This is a genomic window from Myxococcus sp. CA023 (assembly GCF_010998615.1).
In the GTDB taxonomy this organism is placed as follows: Bacteria; Myxococcota; Myxococcia; order Myxococcales; family Myxococcaceae; genus Myxococcus.
Map to the genome: position 1 here is coordinate 1 of NZ_JAAEAH010000038.1, position 26,208 is coordinate 26,208.

Genomic DNA, 26,208 nt, shown 5'->3' on the forward strand with positions numbered 1-26,208 from the left:
CGCGGGGGCCGCGGCGGGCAACCAGGAGGCGTGGGACCTGCTGGAGGCGCAGAAGGTGCTCGCCGCGGAGGGCCAGAAGTTCAACATGGCCTACCTGCAGCTCCAGAACGAGATGCAGAAGGAGAGCCGCGAGCACACCGCTGTCTCCAACATCATGAAGGTCCGCCACGACTCCGCGAAGGCGGCCATCAACAACATCCGCTGAGGAGCGACACCAGCCATGGCCATGGACACGTTGGGGCCGGTGGGGGGAGCGGGCGCGTCGCCTGCGGTGGAGCCCAGCCGGGAGCGATTCAGCAAGGTGTTGGACGAGGTGCAGGGGCCTGCGAAGGGCACTGGGGTTCCGGTAGCCACGGAGGGGCCGCCGAAGCCCGCGCCCACGGCGGCGCCGCGGGGTGTCTCCCGGGCCGAGGGGGTGGGACCCGCCGCGCCGGGCTGCGCGGATGTGAAGCCGGGCACTCGCGTGGACTCGGTGCAGGCGGCGAGAGCGCAGCAGGCGGCACAGGTGCTGGACCGGGTGGGGCAGGCGCAAAAGCGGCTGGACCACATCCTTCAGCTGGCGCAGTCCGGCCGCAGCTTCACGCCCGCGGAGTTGCTCGCGTTGCAGGCCCATGTCTACCGGGCGAGCCAGGAGCTCGACCTCGCCGGCAAGGTCGTCGAGAAGGCGACTGGCGGCGTCAAGCAGGTCCTCCAGACCCAGGTTTGAGGAGCACCCGATGCATTTGCTTTTCCGTCGCGCTTTCTTCCTCGCGCTACTCGTGAGCGTCACCGCCTGCCGCGAGCGCATCCAGCATGGTCTGGATGAGCGGCAGGCCAACGAGCTTCAATCCGTGCTCGTCGAGCGAGGGCTCGACGCGCGCAAGGTCCCCGAGGCGGGCAAGAAGCCCACATGGTCCATCGAGGTGGCGGACGAGCACGCCTCGGACGCGGTCCGCATCCTGTCGGAGCTGGGGCTGCCGAGGCTGAAGGAGGAAGTGGGGTGTGACGTCTTCGGTGGTGGCGGGCTGGTGCGCACGCCGGTGGAGGAGAGCGTCTGCCGAGTGAGGGTGATGGAGCGGAGCCTGGAGAAGACGCTCCAATCCGTGGAAGGGGTTCTGCTCGCGCGCGTCCACCTGGTGGTGCCCGCGCCGCCGAGAGTGGGACAGGCCCCGGGTCCATCGAAGGCATCGGCCATGCTTCGCGTGGCGCCGGGCAATGCGGCACGGGTGCGGCAATCCTCTGAGACGTTGAAGGTCCTCCTCGCGGGTGGTGTGGAGGGCCTGTCGCCGGAAGCCGTCTCGCTGTTGGTGGACGAGGTCTCCACCCGAGTGGAGGCTCCGACGGTGGTGGGCGTGTCTCCGCTGACCCGACTGCGTGCCCTCTTGGCGGTGTTGGGCCTCATGGTGACGGGGCTGTCGGTGGCGTTGGTGCTGGTGACGCTCCGGATGCGGCACTACCGCGACCGGACACCGACTCCGTCCGCGCCGCCTGGACCCGCGCGGCCCGTGTTGTCACCAGGACCGGCGCGCAAGGTGGCGTGAGTTGTCCATGGAGAGCGAACGCATGGATGCGACACGCGTAGGGCGCAAGCCTCGGCCAGGCCGGAGCTCCGCGTCCGTCAGGGCCGCTGCACCGACCGAGGAGGTGCCCCGTCTCGTGGGCCCCTTGCCGATTCCATTCGAACGCCTCGCGCTCGTCGCGTGGGTGCTGGGGCGGGAGCGGGCGGGCCCCCTTCTGGGCGAACTGGGCGAGGAATCGGCGGTGCGTGCGCGGGAGCACCTCCAGCGTCTGTCCGCGCTGCCCTCCGCGCAGCGACAGGCGAAGGTGGCGGTGGAGTTCGGGGAGCGAGCTGATGCCGCTGCTCGGCTGAGGCTCCTCATGAGTGACGCGCCTCCCATGCTTCGCCGGGAAATCTTTCGGCGTCTGCCTCCGTACCACCGGACCTTGTTTCCCGACGGAAGTCTGGCGCCTCCGGCGTCAGAGGTGCCTCCCGCGCTGGGGGCACTGGCCGAGCGCCTGATTCGCGAGGCCACGCGCTGAGTCTGAAAGCGGCGCCGTCCCGGCCCGCGTACCCGGCGTCCCGCGCCCGGATGCCATGCCTTCCCAACCCCGCGACTCCACGAGCCCGGCCACTGGCGGGGGGCCTGCACGGGAGGAGTGCGTCTCGATGCAGCAGCGGAGCCACCGATGAATACCCGTATCGAACACGCCGCCAGCCGGAAGGTCCGCCCCCTGCGCCGCTTGGGGGCGCGCCGGCTGACCCGGGCGCACCTCGTGCTCGCGGAGCGGCCCCATGCCGGGGGCCTCGGAAGGGAGGCGCTGGACGCGGTGATGGCGGCCCTGACTCGGGAACTCGGCTGTTCGGTGAACGCGGAGGCCCGTTTCCTGGAGTCCGTCATCTCGCCTTCGGTCGGACTGGGCGAGCCCGCGATTTTCGCGCTGCTGGAGCTGTCGGCGGTGGGGGGCACGGCGGTGCTGGAGCTGGAGCCCGCGCTCGCCTTCATGGGGTTGGAGCGCATCGCTGGCGCGGGGCAGCGGCCCGGCGTGGTGACGGAGTTGGCCCGGTTGGAAGAGGCGACGTTGGCCTATGTCCTGCTGGTCGCGCTCTCCGCGGTGAGGGCGGCGGGCGGGGCATACCCGTGGCTCGGTCCACGACTCGCGGGCGTGACGATGTCCAGGTCGGACGTGGTGGCGCGCTTGGACCCTCGCGAACCCTTGGTTGGCATTGAGTTGATGGTGACCGTGGGCGAGTCGCGCGCGGGCGCGCGGTTGCTGCTGCCGTCACAGGTGGTCCAGACGGTGTTCCAAGCGCTTCCGGTGGAGCGTGCGCCGGGCATCGCGCCAGAGGTGCTGGCCGCCTCGCTGGATGCCCGGTGCCTCGTAGGCCAGACGCCGCTGTCCGCGAACGCGCTGGACGCGCTCGTGGTGGGGGACGTCGTCGTCTTCGAAGGCGTGCGTAAGCAGGCCGGCCAGCTCTTCGGGCCGGGGCGGCTGGTGACGCGCGGATTCGCGCTCTCGGGAGACTTCCTCGCCGAGGGCTTTTCACTGACCCGCGCGCAGGGGCGCGGGATTCCCCAGGAGTCGGACATGGTGGCCGTGAACAAGCAGGAGGAGGGCATGCCTCCGCTGCCCGTGGATGTGGAAATCGAGCTGACGCGGGTGATGATTCCCCTGTCGGAGCTCGCGGCGCTCAAGCCGGGCGCGTTGCTTCCCCTGCACATCAACGCCAGTGAGCCGGTGGTGCTGCGCGTGGGAGACCGCGCGGTGGCCCGCGCCGAGTTGGTGGAAATCGAGGGCGAGGTTGGAGCCCGCGTCCTGGCGCTGCTGCCGTGAGTCCCGTCATGAATGCACAGCGTTTCGTTCATTCGCCGCGCTCGCGCTTGCTGTTGGCGGGGGCTCTGGTGCTGGGGTTGGCGGTGATGGGCCCGGTGGCTGGGGTGTCCACCACGGTGGCCGCGCGGTGGCTGCTGGGCATCGTGGCGCTAGCCGTACTGGGGTGGTGGTTGCACCGGCGTGGCGCTGTCGTCACGGGCGCACCCACGGCGCCACGGCTGAACGTCGTATCGCGAGCGGGGCTCTCGCAACGGTGCGGTGTTGCGCTCGTGGAGGTGGATGGGCGCAGCTACCTGGTGGCCTTCGGTGACGCGTTCGCGGAGATTCGCGAGACGGCAACGCCTGCGCCGGAGTTCGGTCATGTCCTGGCTCAGGCCCGGCGGCCCATGCCCAGGTCCCGCACGATTCGGGGCCGGCGGGAGGGGCAATGAGCCACGGCTTGTTGGGAGCGCTCCTGCTGGTTCCTGCCGCGGCCGCCGCGGCGGAGAAATCACTGTCGCGGATGTCGTACGCGGGCAGCCCGCTGTCGATGATGGGCATGCTCGCGGTGATGTCGCTGCTGCCGTTCGCGGTGCTGATGCTGACGAGCTTCTCGAAGATTGCCGTCGTGTTGTCGCTGGCCCGCTCGGCCATGGGCACGCAGCAGGCGCCGCCTACCATCGTGCTCACGGGCCTGGCGGCGGTGCTCACCGGGCACATCATGGCCCCGGTGATGGAGCGCATGTACGACGCGGGGCAGGTGGCCTACGCGGAGGTGGCGTCGGGCTCCGGCGCGGAGATGCTCTCCGCCGCGAGCCGCGTGTCGGAGCCGCTGCGCGCCTTCCTGGTCAAGCACGGGAGCGCTGAGGAGCGCGCGCGCTTCGTGGACCTGGCGCGCGAGCTACGTCCGGTGGAGGAGATGGACGCGGTGCGGGAGACGGACCTCTTCGTCGTCATTCCGGCCTTCGTCATCACCGAGCTGAAGGAAGCCTTTCAGATTGGCTTCCTCGTCTTCCTCCCGTTCCTCGTGCTGGACATGGTGATTGCCAACGTGCTGCTCGCGCTGGGCATGCAGACGTTGTCACCCAGCCAGGTGAGTCTGCCCTTCAAGATTCTCCTCTTCGTCGCCGTGGATGGCTGGTCGCTGCTCGCGCGGGGCCTCATCCTCGGCTACCGGTGACGCCATGACCCAGGACTTCTTCCTCACCCTGGGACGTGAGGCCCTGCTGTTGATGGTGATGGCGTCGCTGCCGCCCATTGGCGCGAGCCTGGTGGTGGGGTTCTTGTCGAGCCTCTTCCAGGCCACCACCCAGCTTCAGGAGTCCACGTTGTCGGTGGTGCCCAAGCTGTGCGCGGCCGTCCTGGCACTGGTCCTCGCCGGGCCCTGGATTGCCGGGCAGCTCACGCGCTTCACCCACCAGCTCCTGATGCTCATCTCCGAGGTCGCGGCATGAATCTGGAGCCGCTCCGCGCCTGGCTCGAGTCACTGGGTCCGGACATCGTCGTGGTGGCGCTGTGTGCCGCGCGGCTGCTGCCCATGACGTTCCTGTGTCCGCTACTGGGAGGGCAGGCCACGCCGACGATGGTTCGCCTGGCATTGGTGCTGTCCCTGTCGCTCTTCCTCCGGGTGGAGGCGGGCGTGGTGCTGGATGCGCCTGTCACGTCCGCGGTGGCCCTGGGCGGATTGGTGATTCGCGAGCTGCTCTTCGGGACGTCCGTGGGGTTGGTCGCGGTACTCCCCTTCGATGCCGCGCGCATGGGCGGCCGCTTCATCGACCTGCTTCGTGGAACCTCCGCCGAGGCGAGTCTGCCCCTTGCGGGGAGCCGTGAGTCCGCGGCAGGGGAGGGGCTCTACCATCTGCTGGTGGCGCTGGTGGTCTCCGGTGGCATGTGGCCGCTCGTCATCTCCAGCGTGCTGCGTGGGTTCGGCGTGGTGAAGCTCGGCGCCTTCGTTCCAACCGAGGCGGCCACGCTGCATGTCGTCCTGCTGGCGGGCGCGGCCATGGCCACGGGGCTGGCGGTGGGGGCGCCGATCGCCGCGGCGGTGCTGACCGTGGACTGTTTCCTGGGCCTGGCTTCGCGAGCGGCACCGCAGGTGAATCTTCAGGAGGTGGGGACGCCGCTGAAGATTCTGGGTGGGGGCGCCTTGTTGTGGCTGGGGACGGGCGTGTTGTGTGAGCGGCTGTTGGCGGGCGTGTTGTCCGTGGAAGGCGCGCTGGCGCTGTTGGGTGAGGTGGCGCGGTGAGTGGGGAGAAGACAGAGAAGCCCAGCGCGAAGCGCCTTCGTGAAGCACGGCGCAAAGGACAGATTCCCCGCAGCCGCTTGCTCAACGCCAGCGCGGTGACGGCGGGTGGCTTGTTCGGGCTCACGGAGGCCGCGCCAGTGGGCATGGCGAGGCTCCAGGCATGGACGGAGCACCTCTTCCTGGGACAGCAGGACCTTGGGGCGTGGCAGGAAGGGCTCTGGATTGCCGCGCGTTTTTGTGGCCCGGTGCTGGGGGGCGCGTTCGCCGCGGCGCTGCTCGTGTCCGTGGCTACGGTGGGCCTGGAAGCCGACCTCCTGCATGTCGAGCCGAAGCTGGAGCGCATCAGTCTCGTGGCGGGCATGCAGCGGCTCTTCAGCTGGCGCCCCTGGGTGGAACTGGCGAAGACGCTGCTGATTGTCTGCCTGGTGGGGGCGCTCGTCTGGAGCGATGCGGAGGAGGTCGCTCCGGATGCGATGAAGACCGCGTGGCTGGGCGGTACGGAGGGCTTGAGCCTGGTGGTCGCGCACGTGTCCGGGCTCGCGAGCCGCCTGGCCTGTTTGCTGGTGGTGCTGGGCGTGGGGGACTACGCGCTGGCCTGGCGGCGCCACATCAAGGATTTGATGATGACTCGCGAGGAGATGAAGCGCGAGTACAAGGAGAGTGAGGGCGACCCCCGGCACAAGGGGCAGCGGAAGGCCCTGCATCGCCAGCTTTCGCAGGGCGGTGCGGCACGCGGGGTGCAAAAGGCGACCGCCGTGGTCGTCAACCCCACGCACATCGCGGTCGCGCTTCGCTACGACGTCGACGAATGTGAGGCGCCCTATCTCGTGGCCAAGGCCCGGGAAGGGGATGCGCTCGCCATGCGGGAGCAGGCACGCCGACTGGGCATTCCGGTGGTGCGGGACATCCCGCTGGCACGCAGCCTCATCCACTACGACGTGGGCGAGCCCATTCCAGAGGAGCTGTACCAGGCGGCGGCGGTCGTCCTGCGCACGGCGATGGATGCGCGGGAGTTGGACGGCCATCCACGGAGACAGACGTCATGAACCCCCTCATGAAGGTATTGCTGAAGGCCCGAAACTCCTCGGACGTGGTGTTGGCGATCGCCATGGCCGCGGTCCTGGGCGCGCTCATCATCCCCTTACCCGCATGGCTCTTGGACGCGGGGCTCGCCGTCAATCTGGCGGCGTCGGTGGCCCTGCTGGTGGCCGCGCTGCGTGCCCGGGACGCCTTGAAGGTGACGTCGTTCCCCACGCTGTTGCTGTTCACCACGCTGTTCCGGTTGGCGCTCAACGTGTCCTCCACGCGGCTCGCGCTCGCGGAGGGGCACGCGGGAGACGTCATCCAGGCCTTCGGTGAGTTCGTCGTCCGGGGCGACTACGTTGTGGGCGCGGTGGTGTTCGCCATCCTCACGCTGGTGCAGTTGCTGGTCGTCACCAAGGGCGCGGAGCGGGTGGCGGAGGTGTCCGCGAGGTTCACGCTGGACGCGATGCCCGGCAAGCAGATGTCCATCGACGCGGACCTGCGCGCGGGTGCCATCGACCAGGCGCAAGCCCGGCGCCGACGGCGTGACCTGGAGCGCGAGTCACAGATGTTCGGCGCCATGGACGGCGCGATGAAGTTCGTGAAGGGGGACGTGATTGCGGGCCTGGTCATCGTCGCCGTGAACCTGCTTGGAGGAACCGTCATTGGTGTGCTGCAGGGAGGCATGCCCCTGGCCGAGGCGGCGTCGACATTCGCGCTCATCGCCATTGGTGACGGGCTGGTGTCCCAAGTTCCCTCGCTGTGCATCGCCGTGGCCGCGGGCCTCGTCGTCACGCGCGTCGCCTCGGAGAAGGAAGAGGACACGCTGGGGGCGGAGATTGGGGCCCAGTTCTTCGGAGAGGCGCGGACGCTCTGGGTGGTGGCGGGCCTGTGCGTCGCGCTGGCCCTCATGCCGGGAATGCCGCACGTGACGTTCCTTCTGCTGGCGGGAGGCCTGGGCGGGCTTGGCCATGTGCTGAGCCGCGCGGGTGTTTCGACGGTCGAAGAGAAAGCAGGCGCGCCCGCGGAAGGCGTGGCGCCTGGCGCGGCTGGAGCCCCACCGGAAAGTGCCGCGTCGCCCGTGGGTGTCTCTCCGCTCACGCTGGACCTTGCGCCCGACCTGACGGTGCTGGCGGAAGCGGATGGCGCCGCCTTCGTCCACAAGACGTTGAACGGCGTGCGGGACGAGCTGTTCTTCGAACTGGGGGTTCGGGTGCCCGGCATCCGGGTGCGCACGCAGGCCGCCTACCTGGGCGCGGGCGAGTACCGCGTCCTGGTGGACGAAGTCCCGGCGGGTGGAGGGCAGGTGCTGCCGGGGGCGCTCTACGCGCTGGCGCCTCCGGACGAACTGGCGTTCCTCCAGGTGAGCGCGGAGGCCGCGACGGAGCCCTCGAGCGGGAAGGTCATCAGCCGCATTCCAGAGTCGGCTCGGGTCCTGCTGGAGACAGCGCAAGTGCCGCTGCGGCGTCCGGGAGAGCTGGTCTCGGACCACGTGCGCGCCATCCTGCGTATCCGCGCCGCGGACCTGCTGGGGCTGCAGGACGTCCAGGGACTGCTGGAGGGACTGGAGGCGCAGGCGCCCGTGCTCGTGAAGGAGGCGCTGCAGAAGGTGCCGCTGCCGCTGCTCACGGATGTGCTTCGCAAGCTGCTCCAAGAGGGCGTCAGCATCCGGGACTTGCGAGCCATCCTGGAGGCGCTTGTGTCGCCGACGACGGAAGGGGATGCCGTCGCGCTCGCGGAGCGCTGTCGGCAAGCGCTGCGGCGGTACCTCAGCCACAAGTTCGCGCCCACCGGGCCGCTGTACGCGTACCTCGTGGACCCGGAGGTGGAAGAGGTGCTGCGCGGCATGGGCCCGCGAGGGCTGGCGCCTGACCCGGAGCGGGTGGCGGAAATCCTCGAAGGGGTGCGGCAGGTGGCCACCGAGGGACGGGCCGTGCTGCTCACCGCTCCGGATGTCCGGCGGCCTCTGCGCAGACTGTGCGAGGGCGCGTTCCCGGACGTCGCGGTGCTCACCTATGGCGAGCTGGATGGGGCCCTCCAGATTCGCCCCATCGGCCGGCTGTCGCCGGTGGCGGTGGGGCGCTGACGGAGGTGGGCTTAGAGCCCCGTGCCCGTGTTGCCCGGCCCCTTGCTTTCAGGAAGCGGGGGCAGCTCCGCCTGGGCCTGCTGGGGCGCCGGACGGTTCACGCGGTCGCGCAGCTCCTTGCCCGTGCGGAAGAGCAGGCCGCGCTTGGGCTTCACCGGGATGACCTGTCCCGTCTTCGGGTTGCGGCCCTGGTAGCCCTGGTAGTTCTTCACGTGAAAGGCACCGAGTCCGCGAATCTCGATGTTCTCGCCGCGGCAGAGGGCATCCTTCATCGACTCGAAAATCGTCTCGATGGTGGCCTCAGCCTGCTTCTGCGTCACGCCCCTCTTGGCCACGAGGATGTTGATCAGATCGGACTTGAGCATCGGACGCTCCCGCAAACCCGGTGACCCCTTGGAAACAGGGCGCTCTGGCCCGTGGTCGAATCCTGAAAACATAACAGAACGCATCCTTCGTGCAAGCAGGGTGAGCTTCCAACCACCCAGAACCTCTACGGATTTCCCCCTGCGGCCACCCTGGGTGGTGGGGCGGGAGCAGGCTCCGCCAGTCCTGGGCGGAGCGGCACCACCAGGTCCAGCCAGCGGGTGCGACGTAGCAGGTCGACGCCGGCGCAGTCAGCTGCCTGGAAGATGGGCTCCATCTGTTCGAATCCAGGCGCCCGGGGCCCGTTCCCTCCCTCCGCGCCGCCGGTGAGCATCACACCGTGCACGGCGAGCGTGGTGTCCGCCAGCGTGAGGGCAGCCGGGTCCTTCGCGGGACGCAGGCCCCCTTTGCGGAGGCGCTCCAGCAACTCGGCGGCCACCATGCGGTCGACGACCTCGTGGACCAGCGACTCGGGGACGCGCAGCCGCGTCGCCAGCTCGCGCGGCGAGGGAGGCGGCAGCCCGTCCACCCAGGCCAGGGTGGTCTCCTGGGCGACACGGGCGGCGACCAGTTCGTGCGCGCGCGGGTGGCTTCCAAAAGCGAAGAGGGAGTGCCGGAAGGCGGTGTGTTCCACTGCATAGGAGAGCCGGGCGCCAAAGAGCACCAACAGCCAGCTCACGTAGACCCACGCCAGGAACAACGGGAGCGCGCCGAGCGAGCCGTAGAGGGGGTTGTACTGGAAGCTGCGCTCCGCGAATGCGGCGTACACCTGCTTGGCGAAAGTCCACCCCAGGCCGGCCACCAGTCCTCCGGCGAGCGCGGACCGGACGCGGACATGCGCGTAGGGCGTCCAGTAGTAGAGCAGGGTGAGGCTGGCCACGGTGACGAGCGTGGTGCCCAGCAGGATGAAGGCGCTGGCGTAGGGCGCGTGGCTCTGTAGGAAGACGCGGACCTTGCCCGTCCCGGAGAAGGACAGCGCGAGGAAGAAGGGGCCCACGAGCAGGAGGCCCGAGTAGATGAGCAGCCGGATGCGCCATGGCCGCTGCCGCCGGATGCCCCACAGCTCGTTGACGGCGCCGTCGAGCTGCCGCAGCAGCGAGCCGGCGGACAGGAGCACCGCCAGGAAGCCCACGCTGCCAATGGCGACGGTGTGCGTGGGGTTCAGGAACCGGTCGAGGAACTGGGATGACTTGCCGCGCACCCCGGGGTTGAGCACCTCGCTGACGACGAAGCGCAGCTTCTCCTTGAACTCGTCCTGGTGGAAGGCGGTCAGCAGCACGAGCGCCACCGTCAGGAGGGGCACCAGGGAGAACATGCTGACGTAGGTCAGCGCGGCGGCCCGAAGCCGGAGATTCTCCCCGCGAAAGCCCTGGGCCACCGTCTTCGCGGCCAGGAGGGTGTCTGTCGCGAACAGCCCCACGGGCGTGTGCTGCAGGGGCGCCCAGAGCCGAGTGGCTCGCTCGCGGAATTGACGGAGCCACGGCAGGGGCGTCAGCTTCACCGATTCCCTCAAGAGGCCCGGCCGCGCCAGGCGCGGGCCTGACGGAGGCGGAGGGAACGTGGCCCCAGACGGGGCGATACGTGCTCGGAGCGCGAGGACATCATCCGTGTGACATGGCCGGCCGCGCGAGGCGGGAACCGCCTTGGGGCATGGACGCTCACGCTAGCCAATCCGCGGCCGCCAGTGCCAGCCCACCCCTGTTTGAGGTGGCCTGCCAGCGTACACAGGCCGACACGATGCGGGGCTTCGTGTGCACTGGCCAGCGACTTCCGCCTCGCCAGCGCCGCCGGCTCCCAGCCCCGGCCTTGAAACCACCGGCAGGGCAGGGCGCCGACGACTGACCGGCGGAAAGAACTCAGGTCGTGCCGCCCGAAGGCTCCGACCCACCACCCGAGGCTGGGGGCGGAGGCGGCGTCGAGCCACCCGCGTTCTCGCCTCCACCAGACGTGTTCTGCGAACCGCCGCGCTCTCCACGCTCGCCGCGGTCGCCACGCCGTTCGCCGCGCTCGGGACGTTCGCCGCGCTCGGAGCGTTCACCACGCTCACTCCGTTCGCCGCCGCGCTCGGAGCGTTCGCCCCGTTCGCCGCCGCGCTCGGAACGGTCGCCACGCTCGCCACCCCGGTCACCCCGAGGACGGTCTCCGCCACTCCGGCCCTCGCGGCGGCCTTCGCGACGGTCTCCGCCCCGCTCACCGCGCTCGGAGCGCTCGTTGCCCCGCTCACCACCCCGGTCCCTGCCACCACCGCCGCCGCCACCACCACCGCCGCGCCGGCCCTGCTCCTGGCGGCCGTAGCCCCCGCCATTGCTGTCGGGCTTGCGCTGCTGCATGGCCAGCTCGCCATCACCCGAGCCAGGCGACGAGGCCACCTTGTGCTCCGGTCCCGACGCCGAGCGTCCGTAGATGTCGTACTGCTCGCGGTGGTAGTTCTGCTGCGCCTTGACCTGGATGGACTTGTTGTACCGGTCCATCAGGTGCCGCAGCTCGTTGCGCTCCTCGCCCTGGAGCAGGCGCGCCACTTCCGCGTTGCAGTTGATGACCAGCGTGGAGTCCTTGTAGCCCGGCGCTTCGCGGCGAATCTCCCGGAAGATTTCGTAGGCCACGGTGGTGGCCGTCTTCACGAAGCCGTTGCCGTCGCAGTACGGGCAGTCCTCGTGGAGCATGCGGCCAATGGACTCGCGCACGCGCTTGCGCGTCATCTCCACGAGGCCCAGCTCGGAGATGCGCAGCACGTTCGTCTTGGCCTTGTCGCGGCCCAGCGCTTCCTGCAGCGCCTTGAAGACCTTGTCGCGGTTCTGCGCCTTCTCCATGTCGATGAAGTCGCAGATGATGATGCCGCCGATGTTGCGCAGCCGGAGCTGGTAGACAATCTCCTTGGCCGCCTCGACGTTGATCTTGGTGATGGTCTCCTCGAGGCTCTTCTTGCCGACGTAGCGGCCCGAGTTGACGTCGATGGCGGTGAGCGCCTCGGCCTGGTCGATGATGAGGTAGCCGCCGCTCTTCAGCCACACCTTGCGCTGGGTGGCGCGCTGGAGCTCCTGCTCGATGCCGTACGCGTCGAAGACGGTGTCGTCGCCCTCGTGCAGGGCCACCCTGTCTCGCAGCGCCGGGTCCTGCGCGGTGACGAAGCCGAGGATGCGCTCGTACTCCTCGCGGTCATCGACGACGAGCTTCTCCACGTCGTGCGCGAAGAGGTCGCGCGTGGCGCGCAGGATGAGGTCCAGGTCGGGGTGCAGCAGGCCGGGGCCGCCGCGCTTCTCGTTCTTGCGCACCACCTGGTTCCACACCTCGATGAGGAACCGGATGTCGCTCTCGAGCTTCTCCTGCGGCACGTTCTCCGCGACGGTGCGGACGATGAAGCCCGTTCCGGGCGGGCGCAGGCGGTCCACGATGTCACGCAGACGCCGGCGCTCCTTCTCGTTGGAGATGCGGCGGCTGATGCCCACGTGGTCCACCGTGGGCATGAACACCAGGTGACGGCCGGGGATGGAGATGTGTGAGGTGAGCCGCGCGCCCTTGGTGCCGATGGGGTCCTTGGAAATCTGGACGACGACTTCCTGGCCCACCTTCAGCAGGTCCTCAATCTTGTCGGTGCGGCGCGGCTTGGCCTTCTCCTTGTCCTCGTCGCGCTTGTCGCCCCGGCGCTTCTCCTCCTGCGGCCGGCGGCCCTTGTCCTTCTCGCCGCGCTCCTTCTCCCGGCTCCGGGGCTCACGCGCCTCACGGGCCTCGCGCGGCGTGCGGCGCTCGCCGGAGACCTCGGACGGCTTCGCAGCCTGCGCGCCCTCCTCAGCGGGCGAGGGGATGATGTCTCCCAGCGCGGCGGCCGCGGGGGGAGGGGGCTCGACGGAAAGACCGGTGGCCTCGCCCTCGGCCGCTTCCACGGCCGATTCAGCGGGCGTCGCCACCCCGGCCGCGTCGGGCTCGGACGCTGCGGCAACGGCCAGCGCCGCCTCGGGCGACTCCACGTTCGCGGCGGGCTCCACGGTGGCCTCGGCCACCTGAGGCTCGGAGGAGGGCGCGACCTCGGCCTCACCACCCGCCGGAGCAGGCGCGGCCTCCACGGGCGCTGCCGTGGACGGCTCGACCGCGACAATCTGCTCGGGCGTGACGGGCTGAACGGCCACCTCGGCGGCCACCACCATCTCCGACCCGGCGGCCGGCGCTTCCTCCGCGGTCGCCACCGGCGTCTCCGCGCCCGGCGGCGTCACCGTCGGGGCGTTGGCGGCCAGCTCCAGGGCGGTGTCGCGCGGCAGGGACTCAATGGGCGCCGTGACAGGCTCGAAATGGGCGTCCTCCGGCTCCACGTGACGGGGGGGCGCGTGCCGGGCGGCGGCCTCCGCGGCCTCGGCCTCGGACTCGTCCGGGACGTCCGGCGCATCCTCGTGCTCACCTTCGGTCAGCTCGAACTGCGCGCGCGCGAAGTCAGGGTCGTAGACGACGTCACTGACATAGAGGAACGCGGCCTTCTCCAGGCCAATGTCCACGAAGGCGGCCTGCATGCCCGGGAGCACCCGGACGACGCGGCCCTTGTAGATGTTCCCGACGACGCCCTTGTCCTTCTTACGCTCGAGGTAGAACTCCGCGATGTGTCCGCCCTCGACGAGCGCGACGCGCGTCTCTCGACCCGCGGCGTTGATGACCAGGATGCTGCTCATGGATGAATCCTGCTGGCGCGCGCGGTAGGGCGGACCTCACCGGACGGGCGGCGGCGAGACGCCGCGCCTCCGAGCGCGCTGCGAAGGGAGAGGCGGCCTCCGGCGGGCCTACAGCGAGCGACGCCGGCCCGGGCATGCCGGGTGCGGCTGGGGGCTCGTTGTCGAGGACCGAGGGGACCACCGCCTGCTCCTCCGAGTTCATTGGCGCCCCGCATTGCGACCGGCACCGTGCCGGGCGAGGCCTTGTCTTCACAACGCGTTCGAGCTTCCCCACGACGCGCGTGCCGCCCGCTCTTCTATCCACACCCGGTCGGTGCCCATCGTGGGCCACCTTGGGGGGGCGACTGGAGCCTCGGTGCAGCTGACGCGCCCGGAGGAGCCGGGAACGCAACCCGTCAAAATCCCTACCAGACGTCGACCCCCGACAACGCGGGGCGTCACACAACCGTCCAGAAACACGGGGAGTTTTTCACGGCCCCCCAGGTGTGTAAAGCCGAGAAACGGCTTCCATCCACTGTCAGGCAGATGCCGGGCGGCTACCCGGCAGGGCATCAGGCCTGGGCAGGGGCTCGCTTGCGCTCCCCTGGCTTGTCCAGTCGCCCTCGGGGCCGCCTCACCAGCCGGAGGCCTGTCCAGGTGGCATCGATGATGCAGATTTTGTTGTCCACCAGACCGATGTCCAGGGCCGCGTGGCGGACGAAGTCCTCGGAGAGGCCCCGGCGGGCACTCTCGCCCCCCGGCCAGCACACCCAGATGCCGCCAGTGAGGGCCATGGCGCGGGCCAGGGCCGGCAGCCGCTGCACCAGCTCCTGCGGGTCCTCGGTGAAGAAGAGGATGACATCCAGGCCCGTCACCGCGGTGATGAGGAACTCCACCCCATCCGGCAGCGGGTTGAGCTTCTGCACGAAGCCCCGCGGCGGGTTGATGACGGAGACCTTGGATCCGGCCCGGATACCCAGCATTGCCGGGAGGGAGGCCAGCGCGTAGGGCGTCATGACGTGCGCTCCACGTTGAATTGAATGAACTCGCCGGTGGCCTCGCTGTCCGCGCGCTGAACGCCCGAAACCCGGGCCTGCGTCGGACCGCGATGACACCAACGGATGAACTCCTCGAGCACGGCGGGCTCCCCTTCCACGACGGCCTCCACGGCCCCGTCCGGCCGGTTGCGCACCCAGCCTGTCAGACCCAGGCGTGTGGCCTCAACGCGGGCGCTCTCCCGGAAGAAGACGCCCTGCACCTTGCCTTCGATGCGCAGCGAGGCTCGCCGCGTGCCACTCATGGACCGCCCCATCCTCTAGGCGTTCGTCTGCAACATCTGCAGGAACGCGTGCTCGTCCAGGATTCTTACCCCGAGTTCCTGGGCCTTCTTCAGCTTGCTGCCCGCATCCTCACCGGCCACGACGAAATCGGTCTTGCGCGAGACACTTCCGGCGACCTTGCCGCCCCGGCGCTCGACCTCTTCCTTGGCCTGCTCCCGCGTCATACCCGTCATCGCGCCGGTGAGCACCACCGACTTGCCCACGAAGGGGCCTCCCGTGGCGACCTGGGGCGCCGCGGGCTGGACACCCGCCGCCAGCAGCGCGCGGATGGCCTCCTGGTTCTGGGGCTCCTGGAAGAAGGTGTGGATGACCTGGGCCATGATGGGGCCCACGTCCTTCACGCGGGAGATGTCCTCCAGGCTGGCCGTAAAGAGCATCTCCGACTGGGGGAAGGCCTCCGCCAGCGCCTTGGCGGTGGCGTCACCCACGTGGCGGATGCCCAGGGAATAGAGGAAGCGGCGCTGCGTGGTCTGCTTGGAGCGCTCCAGCGACGCGATGAGGTTATCCGCGCTCTTGTCGCCCATGCGCTCCAACGTCAGCAGGTTTTCCTTGGTGAGCGCGTAGAGGTCCGCGAACGCCTTCACCCTGCCGGTGGACACCAGCTGCGCGGCCAGCTTGTCGCCCAGCCCTTCGATGTCCATGGCCAGGCGGCTGGCGAAGTGGCGGATCTTCTCCACCAACTGTGCGGGGCAGGAGGCGCCCGTGCAGCGGATGATGGCGCCGTCCTCGTCCTTGGTCGCCACCGCATCGCAGACGGGGCAGTGCTTGGGGAACTCGAAGGGCGCGGAGTCCGCGGGGCGCTTGGACAGCACCACGGAGACGATTTCCGGAATCACGTCACCGGCGCGGCGCACGAAGACGGTGTCGCCCTTGCGCACGTCCTTGCGGCGCAGCTCGTCCTCGTTGTGCAGCGTGGCGCGCGCCACCGTGACGCCGCCCACCTTCACCGGCTTGAGGTGCGCCACCGGCGTCAGCGCGCCCGTGCGGCCCACCTGGATGCCGATGTCCATCACCTCCGTGGACTCCTCCTCTGGAGGGAACTTGTACGCCACCGCCCAGCGGGGGCTCTTGGAGACCTGGCCCAGGCGCTTGCGCTGGTCCTCGTCATCCACCTTCACCACCATGCCGTCCACTTCGAAGGGCAGCTCGTGGCGGCCCTTGAGGGAGGCGTCATAGGCCTGGCGTACGCCCTCCAGGCCCTCGGCGCGGCGATACTGGTTGATGGGCAGGCCCAGCGTCTTGAGGTACTCCAGCTTCTCGATGTGCGTCTTGAAGACGGGCACGCCTTCGCCCGGGACGCATTCGTAGAGGAACACGGAGAGGGGCCGGGCGGCCGTCATCCGCGGGTCCAACTGGCGCAGGCTGCCGGCGGCGGCGTTGCGCGGGTTGGCGAAGAGCGGCTCGCCTTCCTCCTCGCGCTTCTCGTTGAGCTTCTGGAAGTCCTTCTTGCGGATGAAGACCTCACCGCGGACCTCCAGCACGTCCGGCACCTTCACGCCGTCCTGGGGGAACAGCGACATGGGCAGGCTGCGGATGGTGCGCAGGTTCGAGGTGACGTCCTCGCCGGTGGTGCCGTCGCCCCGGGTGGCGCCCTGGACGAACGCGCCCTTTTCGTAACGCAACGCGATGGCGAGTCCGTCCAGCTTGGGCTCGCAGACGTAGGCGATACCCGGCAGGCCGACCAGCTTGCGGATTCGCTCGTCGAACTCAATGAGGCCCTGGTCCTCGAAGATGTTGGCCAGCGAGAGCATGGGCGCCCGGTGCACCACCTCGCCAAACTCCTCGGCCGCCGCGCCGCCCACGCGCTGGGTGGGCGAGTCCGGCGTCTGGAGGCTCGGGTGCTTCGCCTCCAGGTCCTGCAGCTCGCGCATCAGCTTGTCGTATTGCGCGTCGCTGACCTCGGGCGAGTCGAGGACGTAGTAACGGTAGTTGTGGTGCGCCAGCTCACGGTGGAGCTCACGGGCTCGGGCTGCGGCTTTCTGGAAGTCGTCCACGGTTCGCGGTCCTTACTCCAAAACACGGCGCGTCGGCGCGTGCCTCGAAAGGCGGCCACTCTACGGTTCCCGACTGACAAGGTCCGGTCGTCGTCTCCGCGTGAACCGTGTCCTGAGGGGAAGCGGACCTGGAGGGCCGGGTGTTGTCGCTGGCAGTGGCGATGTCCGCGCGCCGACCCGCCGGGTCCTCAGGTCCGGGGCAGGGGACTCCGGAAGGCCCGTACGGCCGGCTGGAAATGAGGGCCCCGGGGGCGCGTGTTGCTCTTCTGGAAGCGACGCAACCGTGGCCCTCAAGATGCCTTGACAGGCCAGAAGGGGGTCAATAACGTCCCTCGCGGTTCATGGCGCAGGTGTATTCCGACGGCGCCGACTCTTCTCCCAACCACAAGGCTCACGCCCGCGCAGTCCCTTCCTGGGATTCCGGCGGGGCCGTCCTCCTGGAAGGTGCTTCCGAGGGCCGCGCGGACGTCTCCCCGCCATTTCACCCGTCCGAGTCCTCGGGCGCTTCATTCCTCCCAAGCGTTACAGACATGCGTAAAGCCCGTACTTCGAGAGAGAAGGCTGCCGACACCGATGTCGCCGTCGAGGCCGACACGGAGAAGCCACGCCGCAAGCGCGCCGCGAAGACGGTGGAGCGAGACGAGGCCGAGAAGCCCGCCCCGCGCGCCCGCCGCAGCGCCGCCCGCCGCGACGAAGAGCCCGGCGCCGAGGTCGAGGAGGCCCCCGCCGAGCCGCCCCGTCCGGTGCTCACCCCCATCTCCCGCCCGGTGCGGGACGACGACCTCCAGGAGGCTCGTATCTCCGGCGAGTCCGAAGAGCCGGCTGCCTCCCTGCCGCCTCCTCCGGAGCCCCCTGAGACTCCCGCCATCACGGAAGTCACCCGGGATGGCGAGCCCATGCAGGTCATCAAGCTCAATGACCTGAAGCGGATGAAGATCACCGACCTCTCGAAGATGGCCCACGACGTGGGCATCGAGGGGTACCAGGGCCTGAAGAAGCAGGACCTCATCTTCGCGCTGCTGGGCGGCATCGCCGACAAGCGCTTCGAGGTCCACGCGGAGGGCGTGCTGGAGCTGCTCAGCGACGGCTTCGGCTTCCTGCGCAGCGCGGACAGCGACTACCAGCCCAGCCCGGACGACATCTACGTGTCCCCGTCGCAGGTGCGCCGCTTCAACCTGCGCCCCGGCGACACGGTGACGGGCCCCATCCGCCAGCCCCGCGAGGGCGAGCGCTTCTTCGCGCTCCAGAAGGTGGACAAGGTCAACTTCGCGGACCCGATGTCGGACGCGGCGCGCGAGCGCATCCTGTTCGACAACCTCACGCCGCTCTATCCGACGCGCAAGCTCAAGCTGGAGCATGAGTCGTCGGAGATGACCACGCGCATCATCGACATGTTCTGCCCCATCGGTCTGGGCCAGCGCTGCCTCATCGTGGCGCCGCCGAAGGCCGGTAAGACGGTGCTGCTGCAGAACATCGCGCACGCCATCAGCCGCAACCACCCGGACGTGTACCTCATCGTGCTGCTCGTGGACGAGCGCCCGGAAGAGGTGACGGACATGGAGCGCAGCGTGCGCGGCGAGGTGGTGTCCTCCACCTTCGACGAGCCCGCCACGCGTCACGTGCAGGTGGCGGAGATGGTCATCGACAAGGCCAAGCGCCTGGTCGAGCAGAAGTACGACGTCTGCATCCTGCTGGACTCCATCACCCGTCTGGCGCGCGCCTACAACACGGTGGTGCCCGCGTCCGGCAAGATTCTGTCCGGTGGCGTGGACGCCAACGCGCTCCACAAGCCCAAGCGCTTCTTCGGCGCCGCGCGCAACATCGAAGAGGGTGGCTCGCTGACCATCATCGGCACCGCGCTCATCGACACCGGCAGCCGCATGGACGAAGTCATCTTCGAGGAGTTCAAGGGCACGGGTAACTCCGAAATCGTCCTGGACCGGAAGCTGATGGAGAAGCGCATCTTCCCGACGCTGGACATCAACAAGTCCGGTACGCGCAAGGAGGAGCTGCTGCTCGGCCCGGGCGACCTGGTGCGCATCACCGCCCTGCGGCAGGTGCTCCACCCGTTCACCCCCATCGACGCGATGGAGTTCGTGCTCAAACACATGCGGCCCACCGCGTCGAATGCGGACTTCCTCGGGTCGATGAACCGGTAGAGATTGTCTGAGCAAGGAGTGTCCATTGCTCAGACACGGACGTTTCCGCCTGCTCACCCTCGTGCTGGGGGTGACGCTGGGCGGTGGTGGAGTGGGGTGTGACGGTTTGGGAGACCTGCCGCTGGAGGACGTGCCCCCGGTGCTGTCCGACCAGACCTGTTACACGGACGACGACTGCGTGGCCAACGCGTGCTGTGGGCTGGGAACCGCCGTCACGCACGCGGACGAAGGCCCGACGTGTAGCGGCCCCTGTACCAGTGGCTGCCCGGAGGGCTCCATCGACTGCGGGCGTTGCATCCCCACCTGCCGTGAAGCGCGCTGCGCCGCCGCCTGCCAGTAGGGCTCAGGCGGCGGGCGGCTGACGTTCAGCGGGCAGCGGTCCGGGCGTGGCCAGGGCCACCGCGGGCGCGGGCTGGGCCTTGAGCCGTGCGTAGTCGAAGCACGCCACCAGGACGGACGCCACGGGCACCGCGAAGAGGGCGCCCACCAGCCCGAAGAGCCGCTCTCCGGCGATGAGGGAGAAGGCGACGATGACGGGGTGCAGGTGCGCCGCCTGCCCCATGATTTTGGGGTTGAGGAAGTACGCCTCTACCGCGTGGATGCCGATGATCCACGCGAGAATCGCCAGCCCCTTCTGGAAGCCGTCCGCCAGCGCGATGAGGACGATGGGCACTGAGCTGAGGATGGTGCCGAAAATCGGGATGAGGCTGAAGAAGGTGGCGATGGTCGCCAGCAGGAACGCGAACTTCACGCCGAACAGCAGCAGCCCCATGAACGTCAGGATGCCGTTGACGATGCAGATGGTGACCTGCCCGCGCACCACGCCGGACAACGAGCGGTCGATGCGCTCCAGCAGTTGCCGCGCGTCGGTGGCGTACTCCGGCGGAATCAGCGTGCCGAAGTAGTTGCGGATGGCGTGCGCGTCGATGGAGAAGAACGCGGCCACCATCAGCACGAAGAAGAGCATGAAGACGCCCGCGGCCACGCTGGTGACGATGCTGCGGGACACGTTGACGATGTCGCCCAGGTTCTCCTGCACCAGGATGGACACGCGCTTCACCGCGTCCCCCAGGAACTGCTCCAAATCCAGCGCGAAGCCGAAGGTGCCGTTGTTGCTCCCCGCGTCCGCGCCCTCCAGCGCGCGGTTGGAGAGCGCCACCGGAATGCCTCGTGTGCTGAGCCACGTCTCCGCGCGCTGCGCGAGCTCCTGGACGTGCTCCGGGGTGAGCGTGTTGGCGAACGTCACCGCCTCACGGCTGACGCGGGACAGCTCGCGGTAGAGCTGCGGCACCAGCGCGACGATGAAGAGGTACACGCCCACGAAGAAGCCGGCGTAGATGAGCAGCAGCGCCGCCCAGCGCGGCACCGGCCGGCCGGCCACCTTCACCCGGGAGATGCGCCCCACCAGCGGCTGCACCAGGTAGGCGATGAGCGCGGCGCCCGCGAAGGGCATGACCACCGAGCGGAAGGCCAACAGGACCAGTGCCAGGCTCAGCCACAACACTCCCAAGAGGAGCAGGCGCTTGCGTCGGTTGGCGGAGGCGGTGGAGTCCGAAGGCTGCTGCGACATGCCGTCTGGCTTACGGCAGTGCCTTCCCGGTGACAAGGGCCGCCACGTGAGCGCCCCGCCCGCGTCCTGGGAGGGGGATGGTGCCTGTTCAACATTTCACCGGGTCACCCGGCGGCGGCTCAGGCGCTGGGCACCTGGAATGCGCCGAGCTTTGACTGGAGCCGCTCCAGGCAGTCGCGCATGTGCTTGCGCTTGACGCGGCCCTCGGTGGCCTCGCCCAGGCCCAGCATCTGCTCGGTGAGCCAGCGGCTGAGGAGCAGCAGGGGCAGCCGGTCGCCCGGCACCAGGCCTCGCTCCAGGTAGCGCTTGTTGCGCATGTAGTCGTCGTAGGCGTCCGTTTCGCGCGCCAGCTCCCACTGCGCCAGCCGGAACGCCTCCGTGTAGACGGCCCGGGACGGCCGGGGCCGGGGCTCCGTGAAGAGCGGCGCGAAGTGGCCACCGGTGTCCAGGTCCAGCTCCTCGACGGGCGGTGGCCACTGCAGCAGGTCCTTGTGCAGCAGCTTCGCCACCTCCTCCAGGAGGTGCTCCAGCAGGGAAATCGGTTTGAGGTCGAAGAGGTGGTCCCAGCGCGACGCCATGGCTTCTTCTCTACCTCAAATGCCGGCGTCGGCCGTGCCCGCGTCGGGGACGCCCGCGTCGGTGCCGCCGTCGTCCGTGCCCAGGCCCTGGCAGCAGGGGGGCACCTGCGCGAAGTAGAGCGCCGACTGGGAGCAGGACACGCGGATGTCGCGGCGGTAGGCGCTGCAGCCGGTGACGAAGCGGTCGCTCCCGCAGGTGGGCGGGGCCGCGGTCGCTGGGTCGCAGGCCTCCAGGGTGACGGCGCACACGGCGCGGGAGCGGTAGAAGCGAGCGTCGTTGCGGTCTCCGGGGACGACGGTGCACGTCGTGCGCTCGGTGCACGCCTGGAGGATGGGGCCGCTGGAGCACGGGCCCACCGTGCACTCCGGCTCGCAGTTGAGCGCTTCCGAGTCGTCACAGCGGGGCGCCTGGGTGCACAGGTCTTCCGAGCACGCGGTGGTGAGCAGGGCGAGGAGCAGGGTCGGCAGGGCAAGACGGGACACGGAGGGCCTCTGTCAGGTCAGGTGAAGCGCTCGAGGAAGTTCAGCAGGATTCTGCGGCCCGCGGGAGAGGGCGTGAGGCCCGTCAGCAGCTGACGGACGTATTCGCCGGGCGCGGCGCCTCGCGCCACGGAGTCCCGCTCCAGGTCCTCCCGGCGGGCCTCGATGACGGCGCGAAGGGTGTCCACGCCGGCCTCTGGATGGAACTGAACGCCGCGCACGTTGGGGCGGAAGGCCAGTGCCTGCGCGGCTGTGTTCGCGTTGCCCGCAAGCACCTGCGCGCCGTCGGGAATGTGCGAGACGATGTCCTCGTGCGTCGCCTGCGCGATGAAGCGCTCCGGCACGCCGTCGAAGAGTGGGTCCTGCTTGCCGGCCTCGGTGAGCGTCACCTCGACGCTGCCCGTCTCCCGCCCCTGGGGATTGCGCGAGACGCGGCCGCCATACGCATGCGCCAGGAGCTGCTGGCCGAAGCACACGCCCAGCACGGGCGTGCCTCGCTCACCGGCCTCCACCATGAAGTCCACGGCGCGCTTCATCCACGGCTCGAGCGCCGTCACCGACAGCGGCGAGCCCGTCATCATCACCGCGTCGTAGCCATCCGCGCGCGTGGGCAAGGGGGCGCCCCGGTGCGCCAGCACGATGTCGAAGCGGTAGCCGGACAGTCCAATGGCTTGCAGAAACCACCGGTCGTAGTCGCCGACGGAGACGCGCACGGCCTCGGCCGCGTCACCGGCTTTCAGCAAGAGGACGTTCTTCACCGCCGTAGGTTGCCGCATTGCGTCCCCATTCCTACCGTGTCGTGCCCCGCGTGTCCGTTCCTGGCCAGTCGCAGTGGAACGCGCCCGTGTGCTTCGAGGTACCCAAATGATCGGCGCCCGTTGGCTCACCTTCTCATTCATCGTCCCCAGTCTGGGCATGGCCGGGCGGCGGGTGGAGCCCCAGGTGTCGGGCGTTTCCAGCAAGAGAGGGGATTGAACCGATGCCGACCCGACCCAAGGCGAAGGTCCTGACACACCCTGCCATGGCTCGCCGGGTTCGCGGCAAGGCATCGCGTGCACCGGCGCGAGGCTCGGCGGTGCGGGACGCGGCGAGCGTGGACTCGCTGCGCCGGTGGCTGGACGAAAAGGGCATCCAGAAGGTGAAGGTGGGCGCGGTGGACGTCGATGGCGTCTGGCGCGGCAAGTACATCTCCCTGGAGAAGTTCCTCAGCGCCGCCAAGGGCGGCCTGGGCTTCTGTGACGTCGTCTTCGGCTGGGACTTGAGCGATGATCTGCTCGACAACACCCAGGTGACGGGCTGGCACACTGGATACCCGGATGCCCACGCGAAGGTGGACCTGTCCACTGGCCGCGTCATTCCCTGGGAGCCGGACACCGCGGCGTTCCTGCTCGACTTCGAAAACCCCGACGGCACGCCTTTCGAGGCGAGCCCCCGGCAGTTGCTCCAGAAGGTGGCCGCCCGCGCGCGCTCGTTGGGGTACCTGCCGCGCTTCGGCGCGGAGTACGAGTTCTTCATCTTCAAGGAGCAGCCGCAGAGCCTGCGCGACAAGGACTTCCAGGGGCTGACGCCGCTGACGCCGGGCATGTTCGGCTATTCGTGGCTGCGCACGTCGCTCAACGCGCCGCTGGTGCATGCGCTCATCGACGGGTGCAACGCCTTCGGCCTGGGCATCGAGGGCTTCCACACGGAGACGGGGCCGGGCGTCTTCGAGGCGGCCATCTGCTACGACGACATCGAGAAGTCGGCGGACAAGGCTGCGCTCTTCAAGACGGTGGTGAAGGAGATTTGCGCCCGCCACGGCGTCACCGCGTGCTTCATGGCGAAGGTGAACGCGAAGCTGCCGGGGTGCTCGGGGCACGTCCACCAGTCGCTGTGGGATTTGGACGGGGAGCAGAACCTCTTCCACGACGCGAAGGCGCCACACGGCATGAGCACGTTGCTGCGCCACTACATCGGCGGGCAGGTGGCGCTGATGCCGGAGCTCACCGCGCTCTACTGGCCCACCATCAACAGCTACAAGCGCAGCGTGGAGAACACCTGGGCGCCCACCACGGTGACGTGGGGCCTGGAGAACCGCACCACCGCCATCCGCGTCATCGGTGAGAACGCCAAGGCGATGCGCCTGGAGTACCGGCAACTGGGCGCGGACATGAACGCGTACATCGGCATGGCGGTCAGTCTGGCCGCGGGCCTGTGGGGCATCGAGAACGAGGTGGAGCCGCCCGCGCCCTGCGAGGCCAACGCCTACGCGAAGAACGACGCGCCGCCCTTGCCCCGCAACCTCAAGGACGCGGTGGCGCTGCTGAAGGGCAGCGAGCGCGCGCGGGAGTTGCTGGGCGACGGCTTCGTGGACCACTTCGTGCGCACGCGCGAGTGGGAGGTGCGTCAGTACGAGCGCGCCGTCACCAACTGGGAGTTGGAGCGTTACCTGGAGCTCATCTGATGAGCACAAATGAGGCAGCCGCCATGAAGCCGTTCGACATTCCCTCCGAGCCGCGCGTCACCGAGATGGCGTGGCCCACGCGCATCGTCTTCGGCGCCGGCGCGCTGCTGCGCCTGCCCGCGCAGGCCCAGCGTCTGGGCATCCAGCGCCCGCTGCTGGTGACGGACGCGGGCGTGGTGAAGGCGGGGCTGGCCGCGCGCGTGGCGGACGTGCTCAAGACGGCGGGACTGGCCTGTGAAGTCTTCGATCGCGTGGAGCCCAACCCCACCGAGCGTGACGTCTTCGCGGGCCTGGAGGCGTACCGGAGCCACGCCTGCGACGGCATCGTCGCGCTGGGGGGCGGCAGCGCCCTGGACGCGGGCAAGCTGATTCAGCTCCTCACCACGCACGAGCCGCCGCTCAGCCGCTACGACGACGCGAAGGGCGGCGACCAGTACGTGCGCGACGACCTGCCGCCGCTCATCGCGATTCCCACCACCGCGGGCACCGGCTCCGAGGTGGGGCGCTCGGGCGTGGTGACGCTGGAGGACACGGGCCGCAAGACGGTCATCTTCAGCCCGCACCTGTTGCCGCGCGCCGCCATCTGCGACCCGGAGCTGACGCTGGGGCTGCCGCCGGGCATCACCGCGGCCACGGGCATGGATGCCTTCACCCATTGCCTGGAGGCCTACCTGGCCAATGGCTTCCACCCGCTGGCGGACGCGGTGGCCATTGACGGCATCTACCGCGTGGGCCGCTCGCTGGAGACGGCGGTGCGCGAGGGCAAGGACCTGGCCGCACGCACGGACATGATGGTGGCGGCGATGGAGGGCGCCATGGCCTTCCAGAAGGGCCTGGGGGCCTGCCACGCGCTGGCCCACGCGCTCACGCCCGTGTCCAACGTGCACCACGGCCTGGCGAATGCCATCGTCCTGCCCGTGGTGATGGAGTTCAACCGCGCCGTCTGTACGGCGCGGCTGGCCCGGGTCGCGGTGGCGCTGGGGGACACGACGCAGGCGAGTGAAGAGGTGCTCGCGGGCAACGCCATCGACCGGGTGCGCAAGCTCAATGCGGCTGTGGGCATTCCCTCGCGGCTGCGCGACGCGGGCGTCCAGGAGAAGGACCTGGAGCGGATTGCCGAGAAGGCCTTCCAGGATGCCTCGCACCTGAGCAACCCGCGGAAGGTGTCGCAGGCGGACCTGCTGGCCATGGCGCGCGAGGCTTACTGAGCCGCCGTCCGCCGGGGGAGGGGATTCCCCCGGCGCGCCGCTTCATGGCTCAGGGCGCTTCGTCCATGGCGCCCATGCCGCCGCCCTCGGTGCCACCATCCGACAGCACCGGGGCACCCGTGCCCTCCGGTTCGGTGTCGCCTCCCGCGCCCACCACGGTGCCCGTCACGGGCGTGCCGCCTTCCTCGGGGGTGAACTCCAACGTCTCCACGAACACGCGGCCGGGCAGGCGCAGGTCCATGGCGTTGATGCGCTCCTGGCTTCGAAGCTCGTAGAGCTGCTGCGCCACCGGGCCCGCGGGGATGCGGTCGTCGGAGAAGAAGATGTACATGCGGACCTTCCCCTCCTGCACGGGGATGCGGAAGCTCGTGTGCGCCACGGGCTTGTTCGCATCACAGCGGATGGAGCGGTTCTCCCGCGTCAGCGTGAGCTGCCGGATGACGCCCTTCTCCGACACTGTGTACAGCATGCAGTAAGGAAGCTGGCCGTCGGAGGGGATGACCTCCACCGTGGCCCCGCCCGTCTTCCGCAGCTGGGCCCGCGTGGGCCTGTCCGTCGACTTCTTCCCGTCACAAGCCGCGCCACACAGCGCGGCCACCGCCAACAACCCAGTCCAGCGCCTCATGTGTCCCTCCCGGGATGTGGAAGAGCCTTCACCTGCCCCCCCCAGCCTACTTCGGAGCTTCGTCCTGAGGGGAGGTCAGGGGTTGTCCTGTGGCAGGTCGCGCCAACTGCAACGACCGCCAGTGCACACCGCGACCGGGCGGGCGCGCGCATGCACGGCGTCATGTCCT

General features: G+C 69.4%; 25 protein-coding genes and 1 pseudogene. 15 read left to right on the forward strand and 11 right to left on the reverse strand.

From position 1 onward, the window contains the following. The 11 genes and pseudogenes from F8M74_RS17940 to F8M74_RS17990 form a co-directional block, all read left to right on the forward strand. A pseudogene (locus F8M74_RS17940) lies at nt 1–205 on the forward strand (hypothetical protein); the annotation flags it as partial. Nucleotides 206–220: 15 nt separating this feature from the next. Further along, on the forward strand, nt 221–706 hold the full coding sequence (locus F8M74_RS17945) for an ATP-dependent helicase HrpB (RefSeq protein WP_141258746.1): 486 nt from the start codon (nt 221–223) through the stop codon (nt 704–706). Nucleotides 707–716: 10 nt separating this feature from the next. Continuing rightward, nucleotides 717–1,520 (forward strand): flagellar M-ring protein FliF, encoded by an 804-nt coding sequence (locus F8M74_RS17950; protein ID WP_141258745.1) that lies wholly within the window; start codon nt 717–719, stop codon nt 1,518–1,520. 115 nt (nt 1,521–1,635) lie between these two features. Next, the gene (locus F8M74_RS17955) at nt 1,636–2,019 is read left to right on the forward strand and encodes a hypothetical protein (protein WP_228559418.1); all 384 of its coding nucleotides are present in this window, start codon (nt 1,636–1,638) and stop codon (nt 2,017–2,019) included. A gap of 147 nt (nt 2,020–2,166) precedes the next feature. Further along, nucleotides 2,167–3,312: a type III secretion system cytoplasmic ring protein SctQ gene (gene sctQ / locus F8M74_RS17960; protein WP_163884477.1), complete on the forward strand. Its 1,146-nt coding sequence runs from the start codon at nt 2,167–2,169 to the stop codon at nt 3,310–3,312. Between the two features lie 8 nt (nt 3,313–3,320). Beyond that, nucleotides 3,321–3,743 (forward strand): flagellar biosynthetic protein FliO, encoded by a 423-nt coding sequence (locus tag F8M74_RS17965; RefSeq protein ID WP_216620735.1) that lies wholly within the window; start codon nt 3,321–3,323, stop codon nt 3,741–3,743. Next, complete coding sequence (gene sctR / locus F8M74_RS17970) at nt 3,740–4,471, forward strand: type III secretion system export apparatus subunit SctR (RefSeq protein ID WP_141258742.1); 732 nt, start codon at nt 3,740–3,742, stop codon at nt 4,469–4,471. Before F8M74_RS17965 ends, sctR begins: the two co-directional genes overlap by 4 nt. 4 nt (nt 4,472–4,475) lie before the next feature. Continuing rightward, nucleotides 4,476–4,745, forward strand: a complete 270-nt coding sequence (locus tag F8M74_RS17975) for a flagellar biosynthetic protein FliQ (RefSeq protein ID WP_141258741.1) — start codon at nt 4,476–4,478, stop codon at nt 4,743–4,745. After that, nucleotides 4,742–5,536: an EscT/YscT/HrcT family type III secretion system export apparatus protein gene (locus tag F8M74_RS17980; RefSeq protein ID WP_141258740.1), complete on the forward strand. Its 795-nt coding sequence runs from the start codon at nt 4,742–4,744 to the stop codon at nt 5,534–5,536. Before F8M74_RS17975 ends, F8M74_RS17980 begins: the two co-directional genes overlap by 4 nt. Beyond that, nucleotides 5,533–6,582, forward strand: a complete 1,050-nt coding sequence (locus F8M74_RS17985; RefSeq protein WP_141258739.1) for a flagellar biosynthesis protein FlhB — start codon at nt 5,533–5,535, stop codon at nt 6,580–6,582. The genes F8M74_RS17980 and F8M74_RS17985 overlap by 4 nt, the downstream gene beginning before the upstream one ends. Further along, complete coding sequence (locus F8M74_RS17990) at nt 6,579–8,645, forward strand: flagellar biosynthesis protein FlhA (RefSeq protein WP_141258738.1); 2,067 nt, start codon at nt 6,579–6,581, stop codon at nt 8,643–8,645. The genes F8M74_RS17985 and F8M74_RS17990 overlap by 4 nt, the downstream gene beginning before the upstream one ends. A gap of 11 nt (nt 8,646–8,656) precedes the next feature. On the opposite strand, the gene F8M74_RS17995 is transcribed toward F8M74_RS17990, so the two are convergent. From F8M74_RS17995 to ligA, 6 genes are all read right to left on the reverse strand, one after another. Further along, complete coding sequence (locus F8M74_RS17995; protein ID WP_141258737.1) at nt 8,657–9,010, reverse strand: HU family DNA-binding protein; 354 nt, start codon at nt 9,008–9,010, stop codon at nt 8,657–8,659. A 125-nt stretch (nt 9,011–9,135) separates the two neighbouring features. After that, entirely contained in the window at nt 9,136–10,509 is a 1,374-nt protein-coding gene (locus tag F8M74_RS18000) for a YhjD/YihY/BrkB family envelope integrity protein (RefSeq protein ID WP_228559416.1), read from the reverse strand. A gap of 355 nt (nt 10,510–10,864) precedes the next feature. Next, nucleotides 10,865–13,663 carry an Rne/Rng family ribonuclease gene (locus F8M74_RS18005; protein ID WP_141607748.1) on the reverse strand — a complete coding sequence of 933 codons (2,799 nt, stop codon included), beginning with the start codon at nt 13,661–13,663 and terminating at the stop codon, nt 10,865–10,867. A gap of 551 nt (nt 13,664–14,214) precedes the next feature. Then, complete coding sequence (locus F8M74_RS18010; RefSeq protein WP_141258981.1) at nt 14,215–14,658, reverse strand: DUF3052 family protein; 444 nt, start codon at nt 14,656–14,658, stop codon at nt 14,215–14,217. Further along, nucleotides 14,655–14,954, reverse strand: coding sequence for an acylphosphatase (locus tag F8M74_RS18015; protein WP_141258980.1), 300 nt, complete (start codon nt 14,952–14,954; stop codon nt 14,655–14,657). Before F8M74_RS18015 ends, F8M74_RS18010 begins: the two co-directional genes overlap by 4 nt. 3 nt (nt 14,955–14,957) lie before the next feature. Continuing rightward, nucleotides 14,958–16,976, reverse strand: coding sequence for an NAD-dependent DNA ligase LigA (gene ligA / locus F8M74_RS18020; RefSeq protein ID WP_141258979.1), 2,019 nt, complete (start codon nt 16,974–16,976; stop codon nt 14,958–14,960). A 530-nt stretch (nt 16,977–17,506) separates the two neighbouring features. Here ligA and rho point away from each other — a divergent pair. Both rho and F8M74_RS18030 read left to right on the forward strand, forming a co-directional pair. Further along, complete coding sequence (gene rho, locus F8M74_RS18025; RefSeq protein WP_194858729.1) at nt 17,507–19,135, forward strand: transcription termination factor Rho; 1,629 nt, start codon at nt 17,507–17,509, stop codon at nt 19,133–19,135. 25 nt (nt 19,136–19,160) lie between these two features. Then, entirely contained in the window at nt 19,161–19,475 is a 315-nt protein-coding gene (locus F8M74_RS18030) for a hypothetical protein (protein ID WP_141258433.1), read from the forward strand. A gap of 3 nt (nt 19,476–19,478) precedes the next feature. Here the strand turns inward: F8M74_RS18030 and F8M74_RS18035 are convergent, their stop codons facing one another. From F8M74_RS18035 to F8M74_RS18050, 4 genes are all read right to left on the reverse strand, one after another. Continuing rightward, on the reverse strand, nt 19,479–20,705 hold the full coding sequence (locus F8M74_RS18035; RefSeq protein ID WP_141258432.1) for an AI-2E family transporter: 1,227 nt from the start codon (nt 20,703–20,705) through the stop codon (nt 19,479–19,481). Nucleotides 20,706–20,824: 119 nt separating this feature from the next. Beyond that, nucleotides 20,825–21,283 (reverse strand): hypothetical protein, encoded by a 459-nt coding sequence (locus F8M74_RS18040; RefSeq protein WP_141258431.1) that lies wholly within the window; start codon nt 21,281–21,283, stop codon nt 20,825–20,827. A 15-nt stretch (nt 21,284–21,298) separates the two neighbouring features. After that, nucleotides 21,299–21,766, reverse strand: a complete 468-nt coding sequence (locus tag F8M74_RS18045) for a hypothetical protein (protein ID WP_141258430.1) — start codon at nt 21,764–21,766, stop codon at nt 21,299–21,301. Between the two features lie 17 nt (nt 21,767–21,783). Continuing rightward, nucleotides 21,784–22,539, reverse strand: coding sequence for a glutamine amidotransferase (locus tag F8M74_RS18050; protein WP_141258429.1), 756 nt, complete (start codon nt 22,537–22,539; stop codon nt 21,784–21,786). Nucleotides 22,540–22,742: 203 nt separating this feature from the next. Here F8M74_RS18050 and F8M74_RS18055 point away from each other — a divergent pair, with 203 nt between their 5' ends. Further along, nucleotides 22,743–24,206 carry a glutamine synthetase family protein gene (locus tag F8M74_RS18055; RefSeq protein ID WP_216620756.1) on the forward strand — a complete coding sequence of 488 codons (1,464 nt, stop codon included), beginning with the start codon at nt 22,743–22,745 and terminating at the stop codon, nt 24,204–24,206. Between the two features lie 23 nt (nt 24,207–24,229). Next, nucleotides 24,230–25,414, forward strand: coding sequence for an iron-containing alcohol dehydrogenase (locus F8M74_RS18060; protein ID WP_141258428.1), 1,185 nt, complete (start codon nt 24,230–24,232; stop codon nt 25,412–25,414). A 49-nt stretch (nt 25,415–25,463) separates the two neighbouring features. Here F8M74_RS18060 and F8M74_RS18065 read toward each other — a convergent pair whose 3' ends face one another. Beyond that, complete coding sequence (locus F8M74_RS18065) at nt 25,464–26,039, reverse strand: hypothetical protein (protein WP_140794657.1); 576 nt, start codon at nt 26,037–26,039, stop codon at nt 25,464–25,466. Nucleotides 26,040–26,208 lie beyond the last annotated feature (169 nt).